This is a genomic window from Granulicella rosea (genome assembly GCF_900188085.1).
Lineage (GTDB): Bacteria > Acidobacteriota > Terriglobia > Terriglobales > Acidobacteriaceae > Edaphobacter > Edaphobacter rosea.
Genome location: NZ_FZOU01000003.1, coordinates 144621 through 158077 on the forward strand (window position 1 = coordinate 144621; position 13457 = coordinate 158077).

Genomic DNA, 13457 nt, shown 5'->3' on the forward strand with positions numbered 1-13457 from the left:
TCAACACGCGAGGGCTTCGGCTCTCACGTTTTGTTTATGCTGAAAGGGATGAAAGACTTTTATATCTCCGACGCCGTTCGCTTTGAAAACGAGGTGGTGACGAGCTACTTCTGCCTGACCTCGATCGCGACGCGCGAAAAAAAGACCGGCGGCGGCCAGTACCTGGCGATCACACTGGGCGACAGGACAGGCACGTTCGAGGCGCGGATGTGGGACAACTTCGCCGACACGGTCGCGCAGTGCAATGAGGGTTGCTACGTCAAGGCCAAGGGCCAGGTCTCGAAGTACCAGGGCAAGTTCCAGATCACGCTGCAGCAGATGAGGTTGGCGAGCGAGTCCGAGGTCGACGCGAGCGACTTTCAGCCGGTCTCGCGCTTCGACCCGGCGGAGATGGAGGCCGAGCTGCGGCGGTACGTCGCCGAGTTCCGGAACGACGACCTCAGGCGGCTGGTGCTGGCGTTTCTGGACGACGTGAAGATTGGCGCGGCCTTCCGCGTCGCGCCCGCGGCCAAGTATCTCCACCACGCGTGGCTGCACGGGCTGCTGGAGCATGTGCTGACGCTGGTGCGGGTGTGCCGGGCGACGGCGCCGTTCTACCCGGATGTTGACCCGGACCTGCTCGTGACGGGGGCGATCCTGCACGACATCGGCAAGACGCGCGAGCTGCACTGGAAGCCGAGCTTCGGCTACACGATCGAAGGCCAGATGATCGGGCATATCTCGATCGCGCAGGGCATGCTGCGGGAGAAGCTGCGAGACCTGTCGCCGTTTCCCGAGCGGCTGGGCGTGCTGGTCGAGCATATGATCCTGAGCCACCACGGCAAGTACGAGTTCGGCTCGCCCAAGCTGCCGATGACGCCGGAGGCGCTGTTGCTGAACGTGCTCGACGATCTGGAGGCGAAGATGCAGAACATGCGGTCGGAGTTCGACCGCGAACTCGCCGCCGGCAAGAGCGGCGCGGGGATGACGGAGTGGGTGCGCAGCATGGAGCGCCCGCTGCTGAACTCGCAGGCGTATCTGGCGGAGGGAACGAAGGAGGCCGCGGTGGCCACTCCCCCTGCACCCGTCGCGCCGGCGAAGGTGGTGGAAAGGGAAGTGGTGATCGAGGCGCCTCCTTCGCTGTTCGACTAGGCTCTGTTGACTGCCGTATCGCCACGCGATACGCATTTCGCGGATGATCAAGTCATTCAGGCATGCCGGGCTCGAGGACCTTTTCAAGACGGGTTCGAAGAAAGGGATCAACCCGAGTCACGCGACGAAGCTCAACGATCAACTCTTTGCCCTGAACAATGCCAAGGTACCGGTTGAAATGAATCTGCCGAGCTGGCGGCTTCATGCGCTCAAAGGCGATATGCCTGGCCACTGGTCCGTGAAGGTGAACGGAAATTGGCGGCTGACGTTCCGCTTCGAGGCGGAAATGCAATCCCACATCCCGGCGGGGTCGTAAAGCGCGCGTTGAAAGAGCTTTCTATTTCCGTTACAAACTTCGCCGCTCACATTGGCGTGTCCCGCGTCGCGCTTTCACGTGTTCTGAACGGCCACGCAGGAATCACCCCTCTCATGTCGTTGAAGCTCAGCGAGGCATTCGGGCAAGGCTCGTCCGATATCTGGTTCCGGATGCAAAACGAGTACGACTTCTGGCATGCCTCGCACGCCAAACGCAAGAAAGTTCGTCCGCTGAAGTTCGCTTCCGACGATCTCGCCGCATAAGAACTTGTCACAGGACCAAGGTGGGTTACTATCTTCCAACGGGTCTTTCATAAGGAGCGGAACAGCTCTAATGGCGAGAGGACCCGGGGGCTGGGTGAGGTCATGCGGTATCGAATCGGATGGGCGGGCGCGCTTGCCCTGTCGATCATTTTTAGCCTTGGAACGGCGGCGCCGGTGCGCGCGCAGAAGATTGCCCTGACCGTGGACGACCTGCCGGAGACGGGCGATCTGCCGCCCGACATGTCGCGTGCGCAGATTGCGGCCCGCATCACGAAGGCGCTCAAGGACGCGCACGCCCCGCAGGTCTACGGGTTCGTCAACGCCGGCACGCTGGACGATCCCGATGTCGCGCACCTGCTGGAGCGCTGGCGAGCGGCGGGGTTCCTGCTGGGCAACCATACCTGGTCGCACTACAGCGCGGACGAGAAGCCGCTGGCGGTCTATGAGCGCGACATCGCGCGCAACGAGCCCGTGCTGCGCAAGCTGATGGTCGGCCAGGACTGGCACTGGTTTCGCTACCCGTTCCTGGCCGAAGGTGCGACGTTGGAACGCCGTGTCGCCATCCGCAAGTACCTCTCGGACCACGGCTACAAGATCGCCGAGGTCACCATCGACTTCGAGGACCACGCCTTCAACGATCCCTACGCGCGCTGCATCGCGAAGGGCGACAACGCCTCCATCGTCCGCATGCACACGCTGTATATGGATGCGGCGAAGGAGTCGATCCGGCTCTCGCGCGCGCGGTCGCAGATGCTCTTTCATCGGGAGATCTCCTACGTGATGCTGCTGCACTTCGGCTCGTTCGAGGCGGTGATGCTGCCGCAGTTGCTCGATCTGTTGAAGCAGCAGGGCTTTACGCTCGTCACGCTGCCCGAGGCGCAGGCCGACCCGGTCTACGCCCTGGACCCCGGCATGGTGAACGATGGCGGCACCTTTCTGGACGACCTGATGCAGGCCAGCACGATGGACGACGCGCCCCACCCGGAGCTGCCCACCCCCATCCTCGAGAAGATGTGCAAGTAGATTCGTTCTCCGCCCTGATGCGGCCCTCCGAATTGGTACAATCGGGGTTTGGGTAGAGTGAGCGAATGTTGAGATTTTCTACAGCAGGTGAGAGCCACGGCGAGAGCCTGGTGGCGCTGGTAAGCGGTTTGCCGGCGGGTGTGCCGGTCAGCCAGGAGTTCGTTGACCGTGAGCTTTGGCGGCGGCAGCAGGGTTATGGGCGCGGCGGACGCATGCGGATCGAGCGCGACACGGCGCACATCCTCAGCGGCGTGCGGCACGGCAAGACGATCGGGTCGCCCGTGGCGATGACGCTCGCCAACAACGACTGGAAGAACTGGAACGAGATTCTGCCGGTCGAAGAGGGCGACGCCGAGAAGCACAAGGCGGTCAAGAGTCCGCGTCCGGGCCACGCCGACCTTCCGGGCTCGCTCAAATACGATTTCAAGGACGCGCGCTACGTGCTGGAGCGCGCCAGCGCCCGCGAGAGCGCAGCGCGCGTGGCCTGTGGGGCGATGGCGAAGTCGCTGCTGCGCGAGCTGGGAATCTTCGTCGGCAGCCACGTCATCCGCGTGGGCAAGCAGGAGCTGGGGCGCGATGCGACGTGGGCCGAGGTCGCCGCGTCGAACGCGAAGGATGAGGTTCTGCTGAACTGCGTGGACCCCGAGGCCGAGGCGCGGATGAAGTCCGAGGTGGACGCCGCGTTGCGCACGGGCGACACCGTCGGCGGCGTGTTTGAGGTCGTGGTCCACGGCCTGCCTCCCGGCGTCGGTACGCATGTGAACTGGGACGAGCGGCTGGACGGTCTGCTGGCGCAGGCGGTGATGAGTCTGCAGGCGGTGAAGGCGGTCGAACTGGGCCGCGGCGTCACGGCGGCGGAGTCGATGGGTTCGACTGTGCACGACGCGATCAGTTATGACGGATCGGGCGATGGCTTCACGAAGTTTTCGCGCGAAAAGAACAACGCTGGCGGCATGGAAGGCGGCATCTCGAACGGCGAGGACGTGATCGTGCGCGGGTATCTGAAGCCGATCTCGACCCTGCGCAGGCCGCTGGGTTCGGTCAGCTTCGAGACGCGCGAGCCGGTCAAGGCGGCGTACGAACGGTCGGACGTGTGTGTCGTCCCGGCTGGCGGCGTGGCGGCGGAGGCGATGGTCGCGCTCACGATTGCGCGGCTGGTGATCGATAAGTTCGGTGGCGACTCAATCCGCGAGCTGAAGCGGAACTTCGACGGGTACCGCGAACAGATCAAGGCGTACTAGGAACAGGGAAGGCGAATGGCGTGGCGAATACGAGCGTAGCGGCAAAGAAGACTCCGGCGAAGAGGCACGCAGCGAAGAAGCTGGTGCGGATTCACCAGGTGGTGAAGTATCCCGACCCGGTGCTGGCCGCGCGCGGGGAAGAGGTCACCGTCTTCGACGAAGAGCTGAAGACCTTCGTCGAGGAGATGTTCGAGAGCATGTACGAGGCGCAGGGCATCGGCCTGGCGGCGCCGCAGATCGCCGTCTCGAAGCGCATCGCCGTGATCGACCTCAGCTTCAAGAAGAATCCCGAGGAGAAGATCGCGCTGGTCAACCCGCAGATCGTCGAGATGCAGGGCAAGCAGCTCGAAGAAGAGGGCTGCCTGAGCCTGCCGGAGATTCGCGAAAAGGTGTCGCGCGCCGCGTGGGTCAAGGTCCGCGCGCAGGACGTCCACGGCGAGTGGTTCGAAGTCGAAGGCGAAGAGCTGCTCGCACGCGCGCTGCAGCATGAGATCGACCACCTCGACGGCATCCTCTTCATTGACAAGATCAGCCGGCTGAAGCGCGAACTGGTCATGCGCAAGATCAAGAAAGCGCAAAAGAACGGCGAATGGTAGGCACTTCGTGCCGTCTTGGACCGCTTCGCGGTGAAACCTTAAAGGACCGCAGCAACGGCAAGAGCAACCGCAAAATACAGGATTTTTCCCCCTTCGGCATCGCTCAGGTGGAAGGCAACAAGCTTAAATATTTGTCATCCTGAGCGTAGCGAAGGATCTGCTTTTCGGGCCGGCGACAACCTTTCCGCCGGTCGTCTTGCTTAAGGGCACGGCTTCAGCCGTGCCATCACCGCCGCAGCGAGTGCGCGGCTTTAGCCGCTGAGGTACGCTTCTTTGCCGCTGGAGCAGCCGCTGCCGGCAAGAGATGGAGCATCCATGAAGCTCGTATTCTGTGGAACACCCGAATTCGCCGTACCCGTCCTCGACGCCGTGATCGCCGCCGGCCATGAGGTCTCGCTCGTCGTCACCCAGCCCGACCGCGCCGCAGGCCGAGGCATGGAGACGCACATCTCCGCCGTCAAGGCGGCAGCCCTGCGCCACGGTCTGCCGATCGTGCAGCCGGAGAAGATCAAGAACAACCTCGAATTCCGCGCGCAGCTTGAGAGCCTTCAGCCGGACGCGATCCTCGTCGTCGCCTACGGACGCATCATCCCAGACTGGATGCTGCAGCTTCCGCGCTTTGGCAACATCAATCTGCACGGCTCGCTACTGCCGAAGTACCGCGGCGCCGCGCCGATTCAGTGGGCGGTGGCGAACGGCGAGACCATCACCGGCGTGACCACGATGCTGCTCGAAGCCGGCCTCGACACCGGGCCGATGCTGCTGGCGGAAAAACGCGCGATTGCCCCGGAAGAGACCGCGGCGGACCTCTTCGAGAGCCTCGCCAAGGTAGGCGCCCGGCTGATGGTGAAGACGCTCGCCGGCCTCGCATGCGGCGAGATCGAGCCGGTCGCGCAGGACCACTCGCAAGCCACGCTGGCGCCGATTCTGACCCGCGAAGATGGCCGCATGGACTTCGACCGCACGGCGCAGGTGCTGGTGAATCGCTGGCGCGGTTTCCAGCCGTGGCCGGGGGCGTTTACGAACTTTCGTGGAAAGAAACTTGTCGTTCACAGCATGAAGGTCTCCGACGCGCGCGCTGTCGCGACCGGGGAGTTCGAAGTACGGGATGGACATCTGCTTGCCGGATGTGGAGAAGGAACGGTTTTGGAACTGATCGAAGTGCAGTTGGAAGGCAAGAAACGGATGAGCGCGGCGGATCTGCTGAATGGCTACCAGGTGAAGAGCGGCGAGAGGTTGGGGCTGTGAGCGAAAGATCGAAGACCGATAAGGCGCCGAAGAAGTTCGTGAAGGCGCGTCCGGCGCAGGCTGGCCCGACGCTCGGGATGAAGCAGGCGCAGGCGAAGATCACGCCCGCGCGCCGAGTCGCGTATGAGATTCTGACGCTGGTCGGCGAGGGCAAGGGCCACTCGGACGAGCTGCTGCACGGCGTCCGCACAGACGCGCTTTCGCCGGAAGACCGCAACCTGGCGACGGCGCTCGTGATGGGTGTGCTGCGCTGGCAGATCGCGCTGGACGCGCGGGTGCGGATGTATCTCGCGCGCCCGGACGAGAACCTGCCGGAGCCGGTGGCGCTGGCCCTTCGGCTGGGCGCGTTTCAACTGCTTCACATGGACCGCATCCCCGCGCACGCGGCGCTGAGCGAGAGCGTGGAGATGTGTCGCGTCGGCGGCGCGCCCTACGCGACCGGCATGGTGAACGCGATTCTGCGCAAGGTGGCCTCGGCCGCCGCGCCAGGCAAGAAGCTCTTCGAGACGCCGGCGGCGTTTGCCGAGCGGCTGGGGCATCCGGCATGGCTGGTCGAGCGCTGGGCGAAGAACTATGGGCGCGACGCGGCGTTGAAGATCTGCGAGGCCGACCAGGCGGAGCCTGCCTCTGGCGGCCTCTTCGCTGCGCTGACGGACGACGAAGCCAACGGCGCGGCGGGAGCGGCAGGCGGCCGCATGCCGCAGATGGACGAGGGTTCGCGGCTGGTGGCGGAGCTGGCCGCTGCGGCTGCGCCTGCCGTCGAAGGGCGCAAGCTGCGGGTGTGGGATTGCTGTGCCGCGCCGGGCGGCAAGACGCTGATGCTGGCGCTGCGGCTCGCCGGGGCGGATATCTTCGCGACCGACGTGAGCGGCAAGCGCATGGACCAGATGGAGGCCCGGATGCGGCGGTACGGGTATGCGTCCGAGGTTCGCTACGGCGTCGGAGATGCGGCGCAGTTGCCGGAGGATGAAGGGCTCTTCGACCTGATTCTGTGCGACGCGCCGTGCAGCGGGACGGGCACGCTCGCGCGGAATCCGGAGATTCGGCTTCGACTCCAGCCTGAAGAGCTGGCACGACAATCGGCCCGCCAGCGGGGTCTGCTGGCCGCGGGGTTGAAGCGGCTGGCGCCGGGTGGCCGGCTGGTCTATTCGACCTGCTCGCTGGAGCCGGAGGAGAACGAGGTGGTGGTTTCAGCCGCTGCGGGCGCCGCTGTGCGGGTGCCTGTCGCGGAGTTGATGAAGCGTGTCCCAGGGCTGACGCCCGAGGCCGCCGGGCTCGTCCGCGAGGGCGTGCTGCGGACTCTGCCCGGAGTGGATGGATGCGACGGCTTCTACGCGGTCGTACTGGAGCGCTGACTACTGCTGGATGGCGACCGACGAGGTGCTGGTCAGCACGAACGCATTCTTCGGCATGAAGGGAAACAGGAAGTTGAACGGGTAGTGGATGTTTGTGGTGACGACGCAGCCGGGACTGGCGTTGGACGTGCCGTAGCACGATCCGCCGGCTGGCGAGGTGCCGGGCCAGGTGGTGTTGACGCTGACGTTCGCGAGGGTGACGCCGGTGGGGACCGTGCTCTGGATGTAGGCGGCGATGTCGCTGGCGGTCGCGAAGCAGTTGACCGCGGTGGTGCTGCTGCAGGAGGTTCCGGTCCAGGTGTAGCCGCGCACCATCGCGTAGCGGGTGGCGTTGCGCGCGGCGTTGGCGACGAAGTGCTCCGCGTAGATGGCGCGGCAGCAGTCGAGGATGCCGAAGATCACGGTGAGCATGACGAGTGAGCTGACGGCAAACTCGATGAGGATGCTGCCGCTTTCGTCGCGATAGAGCTTCGAAATTTGGATGTTTTGCAGGTTCGGCATGATAACTCCCGACTTAGACGAACTTACTCAACTTAGTGAGCGGATCGCATGCGAACGACGCTGGTAAGTGGAATATGAATCGGTATTCCGGGGAAGCGCAGGATCGAGGTGTAAGTCGCCGTGGTGGACACCTGGACATAGTTCACGATGTTGGACGAGCAGTTCGTCGGTGCGTACGAGCAGTTGGCTGAGACGCCGGTCCCATCGGAGCATTGGCAGCCATAAGTGGCGACGGCGGCGATGGTGGCGACGTCCGGCGCATCGAGAATCGCCGCGGCCTGCATGCCTGCGGTGTCGGTGGGCTGTTGCACGCCGTACAGCGCGCCTGCCTCCGCCGCGGACGAGACTTCGATCGCGGCATAGTAGGCCTGGCCGAAGTCGACCGCGCCGACCAGCAACAGAAGCAGCACAGGCATGATGATCGCAACCTCGATGAGACTTGCGCCGTCGTCCCGTCGCAGGTAAGCGCGGAGCCGCCTGGACTTATAAGTCGCCTGCCTGATCGGACCTGATATTTTCTTCGTCATCGAACTGCTCCGGGTGTGACGAGGGGCTGAGAGATGCAGCCTTGCCGCTGTCATCAAGGTAATGTTACCGATAGGTGCGGCAACATAGCACTTTCTGGGCAGCGTCCCGGATCGTGTACGCGATCGCGTATAGATCGCTTACTTCTCGGCCAGCACGGGCGCCGCGAGCGAGTGGGGCTGGCGTTTCCATATGTGGGCCAGCAGGCGGCCGAAGCGCGAGAAATACAGATAGAGAACAGGCGTCGTGAAAAGCGTAAGCAGCAGCGAAAGCGCAAGGCCGCCGACGATGCTGATGCCCAGCGGACGCCGCAGCTCGAAGCCGATGCCCGAGCCGAGCGCGAGCGGCAGCGCGCCGAGCAGCGCCGTCATGGTCGTCATCAGGATGGGCCGGAAGCGCAGCCTGCAGGCCTCGTAGATGCTCGCCTCGGGCGTCTTGCCTTCGGTGCGCTCGGCCTGTAGCGCAAAGTCGATCAGCATGATGGAGTTCTTCTGCACAATGCCGATCAGCAGCACGACGCCGATCATCGCGATGACCGAAAAGTCGTTGCCCGAGACGTTGAGCGCCAGCAGCGCGCCCACGCTCGCAGAGGGCAGCGTCGCGAGGATCGTGATCGGATGGACCATGCTCTCGTACAGCATGCCGAGCACGAGGTAGATGGTGATGAGCGCGAGCAGGATGAGCGTGGGCTGCGAGGCCAGCGAGGCCTGGAAGACCTGCGCCGTTCCCGCGAAGTGCGCATGCACGGCCTCGGGCATGCCGATCTCCGGGCCGAGGTTCTGGATCGCGTCCGCCGCGTCGCCAAGCGAGACGCCCGGCGCGAGGTTGAACGAGATGGTTGCGGCGGGGAACTGGCCCTGGTGGTTGACGACGATGGGCGTCTTCTCGGTCGCGAAGTGGGTGAAGACGGAGAGTGGAATCATCGCGCCATTGCTGGCCGGCACATACACATGGTCGAGCGCGGTGGGGTTTGCCTGGTACTCGGGCGAGACCTCCATGACGACGTGGTACTGGTTCGCGAGCCCGTAGATGGTCGAGACCTGGCGCTGGCCGAAGGCGTCGTACAGCGTGTCGTCGATCGTCTGCGGGCTGACGCCGAGACGGCTCGCCGTATCGCGGTCGATCACGAGGTTGGCGATCAGGCCGTTGTTCAACTGGTCGCTGGTGACGTCGCGGACCAGCGGCAGCTTCTGCAGGCGGGCGGTCATCTTCGGCGCCCACTCGTTCAGCAGGTCCAGTTTTTCGCTCGACAGCGTGTACTGAAACTGCGCGGCGGAGGAGCGCGCGCCGACATTCAGCTCCTGCTGCTCGGTCAGGACGACGGTCGCGCCGGGAATCTTCGCGAGCTGCGGCTGCAGCCGCTTGATGACCTCGAGCGAACCGACGCCGTGGCGTTCGTCCTCCTTCTTCAACACCATGAAGATGCTGGCCGAGTTCGGCGACGCGCCGTAGCTGCCAACGCCGTAGAAGGAGCTTGCATCCTGCACGGCGGGGTCCTTCGCGATGATGTCCTCTACCTGCTTGGCCTTGCTTTCGAGCTCGTCGTACGAGACATCCTGCGCGAGGCGGATCTGGCCGGTGATGCGGCCCGTATCCTGAATGGGAAAGAAGCCCTTGGGAATCTGAATGTATTGATAGACGGTCAGCGCGCAGGTGAAGAGCGCGACGCCGAAGACCACGGCCTGGTAACGCAGGACGAGGCGCACGCCGGCCGCGTACCAGTCTTCGAGCTTCTTCAGAAACACCTCGCCGGCCATGTAGACGCGTCCGTGGGTGCGCGTGCCGTGCGGCTCCAGCAGCACGGAGCAGAGCATCGGCGTCACCGTCAGCGAGACCGCCAGCGAGATGCCGATGGCAATCGACAGCACGATCGCGAACTCGCGGAAGAGCCGCCCGACGATGCCGCCCATCAGCAGCATCGGGATGAACGCCGCGACCAGCGAGATGCTCATCGTCACGACGGTGAAGCCCACCTCGCTCGACCCGCGAATGGCCGCGGCGACGGGCTTCATGCCCTGGCGTAGGTAGCGGTCGACGTTCTCGATCACCACGATGGCGTCGTCGACGACGAACCCCGTCGCGATCGTGATCGCCATCAGCGACAGATTGTCCAGCGTGTAGTTGCAGACCTTCATGACCGCGAAGGTGCCCAGCAACGACAGCGGCACGGAGACGGTTGGGATGAGCGTCGACCGGACCTCGCGCAGAAAAGCCAGCACGACCAGCACCACCAGCAGGATCGAAAGGATCAGGGTAAAGGTGATGTCCTTGATCGACGCGCGGATCGTCGTCGTGCGATCCATCATGGGGTAGAGCCGGATGGCGGGCGAGAGGCCCGCGCGAATCTCGGGCAGCATCGCGAGAATGCTGTCCACCGTGACGATCACGTTCGCGCCGGGCGCCTTGCTGACGATGATCTGGATGGCGTGGCGGCCGTTGATCAGGCCGCCGGTGTAGATGTTTTCGACCGAGTCGTCCACCCGTGCGATGTCCTCGACCCGCACCGCGGCGCCGTGGTTGTTGTAAACGATCAGCGGCCGGTACTGGTCGGCGCGGGTGAGCTGGTCGGTGGCGGCAAGGTTGAACTGGCGCGTCTCGTCGAGCAGGCGTCCCTTGGGCTGGTTGACGTTCACCTGTCCGAGCACGGTGCGGAGCCGCTCGAAGCCAAGGCCGTAGCCGTTGAGCGCGAGCGGGTTGACCTCGACCCGGACGGCGGGCTTGGCGCTGCCGTTCAGCGTCACCTGCCCGACGCCCTGCACCTGCGCTATTTTCTGGCCGATGGTCGTGTCGGCGATGTCGTACAGCTCGCGCAGGGGGATCGTGTCGGACTCGATGACGAGGATGAGGATCGAGGGCTCGGCGGGGTTGACCTTGCGGTAGCTGGGCTCGGCCGGCAGGTCGGACGGAAGCTGGCTGCGCGCGGCGTTAATGGCGGCCTGCACATCGCGCGCGGCGCCGTTGAGGCTGCGGTCGAGGTCGAACTGGAGGTTGACGGTGGTGGCGCCCTGGCTGCTGACGCTGGTCATCTCGTTGACGCCGGCGATGCGCCCGAACTGGCGTTCGAGCGGCGTGGCGATGGACGACGCCATCACCGCCGGACTCGCGCCGGGGAACTGCGCCTGCACGGAGATGGTGGGGAACTCCGTCTGGGGCAGCGACGCGACAGGGAGATACACCAGCGCCAGCACGCCCGCCAGCATCAACGCCAGCGCAAGCAGCGTCGTGGCGATGGGGCGTCGGATGAAGGGCGCGGAGATGTGCGTCACGTGTGCTGAAGGGCCTTCGGGCTTGAAAATGAACGGACTGACTCCACCATACGACACTCGCGGAGGCTCGGAGGAGCGCTTGCGCGAGGGCGTATCGGCTGGATTGGATTGGCGAATTTTGGCTTGAATCTGGGTGCGCCATGATCGCTCGAACGAAGCGAAAGCGATCGTGGGCTTGGGATTTTGAAAAGGCTAAAGCGCTCTGCGCCGACGATCACGGGGCGCCCAGCGCGACCTTCGGCCATCCGTCGACCCAATCGATCGGCGAGATCTGTAGATAAGGCTTGCCGGTCGTCGCGTCGTAGGCGTGAAAGACCAGCAGGTCGCCGGTTGCCGTGGCATAGGCAGTCTCGCCACCCGGCCCGGCCCAGCGGGCGTTGCCGGTCAGAAGCTCGGTTCCGCCGCCTTCGAGCAGCGGTTTGCCGGACCGGTCGAGGTACGGCCCGGCGATACGACGGGAGCGGCCAACCACCGTCCGGTAGGTGCTCTTCGCGCCGCGGCAGCAGGCGTCCCACGAGGTGAAGAGGTAGAACCAGCCGTCGTGGTGGAGGATCGACGGCGCCTCCACCGCGTGGCCGTCCTCCTTCGACCGTCGGGCGAGGGGGTAGACCATGACGCCGGTGACGGGCGTGGGCAGCTTGCCAGTGGCGTCGTCCAGCCGGACGAGCTGGATGCCGCTCCAGAAGCTGCCGAAGGTCAGCCACCCGTGGCCCTGCTCGTCGGCGACCCAGGCCGGGTCGATGGCGTTGAAGTCGTCTCCAGCGCGGGACTGCAGGACGAGCCCCTCGTCGACCCAGCGATAGTCCGGGCTGGCCGGGTCGAGCGTCTTGTTGGTCGCGAGCGCGATGCCGGAGGCGTTCTTCCCGAAGAGCGAGTAACAGTAATAGAGCCGGTAGACGCCGTTCGCGAACGTGATGTCCGGCGCCCAGAGGTCGTGCGTGCCTGGGCTGCGCTGGGCGATCCAGGCCGGCATTGTGTCGAAGACATGCCCGCAGAGCCTCCACTCATGCGCGTCGGACGAGCAGCGGATGCCCAGCAGACCGCCGTCGCGGGTCTTGCCGGTGGTGAAGACATACCAGCGATCGCCCTGGCGGATGATGGACGGATCGTGCGCGCCCGCGACATCGCCGGAGAGCCGATAGGCCTCAGGGCTTTGCGCGAAGGTTGAGGTAATCGCCGTAAATAAAAGAATCGAAAGAGAAATCGCTCGTATCGTTGCAGGGCCTTTCAATCTGAGCGAAGCGCAGCGCAGCCGAAGAATCTGCGTCTTGCCTGCGCCACCAACCATCCTCACCGACCAGCCGCTCCCAGTGCGGTGAGCAGAAACTGGGTGAGGAACAACGTATCGTCCTCGGTCGAGCGCGCATCCTGATCGGCGAAGACGCGGCGCTCGTTCACCCCGCGGATCGCGTCCATGGTGGTCCATGCGGCGGCCAGAAAGTCCTGCGGCGGAATCTCACCGGCTGCTGCGGCCGTCTCGAAGATTGCCTGAAGCTGCCGGACCGCTCCCAGTTGCCAGGCCATGCTGCGCTGGCGGTGGTGGTTGTCGCGGCTCAGCGACAGGATGACCCGGTAGAGCGACTGCTTCTCCTGCCAGAACGCGATGCGGACGCGGATGAACGCGGCGAACCGGCCGGCAAAGTGAGACTCCTTGCCGATGTGCTCCTCGGTGAGCGCGGCCAGCTCGACGATGGCCTGCTGCACGGTGGCCTGGTAGATCTCGTCCTTGGATTGAAAATAAAGGTAGAGGGTGCCCTTGGCGAGCTGCGCCGCCCGGGCGATCTCCTCCATGCGCGTGGCTTCGAAGCCGTTGTCGCCGAAGACCTGGGTCGCGGCGGCGAGGATCTCCGACCGGCGAAGGTCTGCGACGAGCTGCTGCTTGCGGTCTTTGATCTCGAGGATGGGGGGAGCGGAACTCATCTTATTCAGAGTAAACCGGCGAACCTTGATTTGGCGTGGGCGCGTCGAGCGCCGTTCAGGGAGATAGACGAC

At 64.7% G+C, this 13457-nt stretch carries 13 protein-coding genes; 8 read left to right on the top strand and 5 right to left on the bottom strand.

Going from position 1 to position 13457, the window contains the following annotated elements; all coding sequences use genetic code 11:
• Positions 1–48 precede the first annotated feature (48 nt).
• The 8 genes from CHB87_RS09865 (at position 49) to CHB87_RS09900 (ending at position 7173) form a co-directional block, all read left to right on the top strand.
• Positions 49–1131 (top strand): 3'-5' exoribonuclease YhaM family protein, encoded by a 1083-nt coding sequence (locus tag CHB87_RS09865; RefSeq protein ID WP_089408269.1) that lies wholly within the window; start codon positions 49–51, stop codon positions 1129–1131.
• Between the two features lie 43 nt (positions 1132–1174).
• Positions 1175–1447, top strand: a complete 273-nt coding sequence (locus tag CHB87_RS09870; RefSeq protein ID WP_089408270.1) for a type II toxin-antitoxin system RelE/ParE family toxin — start codon at positions 1175–1177, stop codon at positions 1445–1447.
• An 8-nt stretch (positions 1448–1455) separates the two neighbouring features.
• Positions 1456–1710 (top strand): HigA family addiction module antitoxin, encoded by a 255-nt coding sequence (locus CHB87_RS09875; protein WP_245817917.1) that lies wholly within the window; start codon positions 1456–1458, stop codon positions 1708–1710.
• Positions 1711–1812: 102 nt separating this feature from the next.
• Entirely contained in the window at positions 1813–2733 is a 921-nt protein-coding gene (locus CHB87_RS09880) for a polysaccharide deacetylase family protein (RefSeq protein ID WP_089408272.1), read from the top strand.
• 65 nt (positions 2734–2798) lie between these two features.
• Positions 2799–3974 carry a chorismate synthase gene (gene aroC, locus CHB87_RS09885; protein ID WP_089408273.1) on the top strand — a complete coding sequence of 392 codons (1176 nt, stop codon included), beginning with the start codon at positions 2799–2801 and terminating at the stop codon, positions 3972–3974.
• Between the two features lie 83 nt (positions 3975–4057).
• Entirely contained in the window at positions 4058–4570 is a 513-nt protein-coding gene (gene def, locus CHB87_RS09890; RefSeq protein ID WP_089408636.1) for a peptide deformylase, read from the top strand.
• Between the two features lie 315 nt (positions 4571–4885).
• The gene (fmt, locus tag CHB87_RS09895; RefSeq protein WP_089408274.1) at positions 4886–5818 is read left to right on the top strand and encodes a methionyl-tRNA formyltransferase; all 933 of its coding nucleotides are present in this window, start codon (positions 4886–4888) and stop codon (positions 5816–5818) included.
• Positions 5815–7173: an RsmB/NOP family class I SAM-dependent RNA methyltransferase gene (locus CHB87_RS09900; protein ID WP_245817918.1), complete on the top strand. Its 1359-nt coding sequence runs from the start codon at positions 5815–5817 to the stop codon at positions 7171–7173. The genes fmt and CHB87_RS09900 overlap by 4 nt, the downstream gene beginning before the upstream one ends.
• Here CHB87_RS09900 and CHB87_RS09905 read toward each other — a convergent pair whose 3' ends face one another.
• From CHB87_RS09905 to CHB87_RS09925, 5 genes are all read right to left on the bottom strand, one after another.
• The gene (locus CHB87_RS09905) at positions 7174–7674 is read right to left on the bottom strand and encodes a TadE/TadG family type IV pilus assembly protein (protein WP_089408275.1); all 501 of its coding nucleotides are present in this window, start codon (positions 7672–7674) and stop codon (positions 7174–7176) included. It abuts the gene before it with no gap.
• Between the two features lie 32 nt (positions 7675–7706).
• Positions 7707–8201 carry a TadE/TadG family type IV pilus assembly protein gene (locus CHB87_RS09910; RefSeq protein ID WP_089408276.1) on the bottom strand — a complete coding sequence of 165 codons (495 nt, stop codon included), beginning with the start codon at positions 8199–8201 and terminating at the stop codon, positions 7707–7709.
• 138 nt (positions 8202–8339) lie between these two features.
• A complete protein-coding gene (locus CHB87_RS09915; RefSeq protein WP_142988293.1) occupies positions 8340–11465 on the bottom strand; it encodes an efflux RND transporter permease subunit in 3126 nt (1041 codons plus the stop codon).
• Positions 11466–11679: 214 nt separating this feature from the next.
• Positions 11680–12753 carry a family 43 glycosylhydrolase gene (locus CHB87_RS09920; RefSeq protein WP_089408277.1) on the bottom strand — a complete coding sequence of 358 codons (1074 nt, stop codon included), beginning with the start codon at positions 12751–12753 and terminating at the stop codon, positions 11680–11682.
• A 2-nt stretch (positions 12754–12755) separates the two neighbouring features.
• On the bottom strand, positions 12756–13385 hold the full coding sequence (locus tag CHB87_RS09925; RefSeq protein ID WP_089408278.1) for a TetR/AcrR family transcriptional regulator: 630 nt from the start codon (positions 13383–13385) through the stop codon (positions 12756–12758).
• Positions 13386–13457 lie beyond the last annotated feature (72 nt).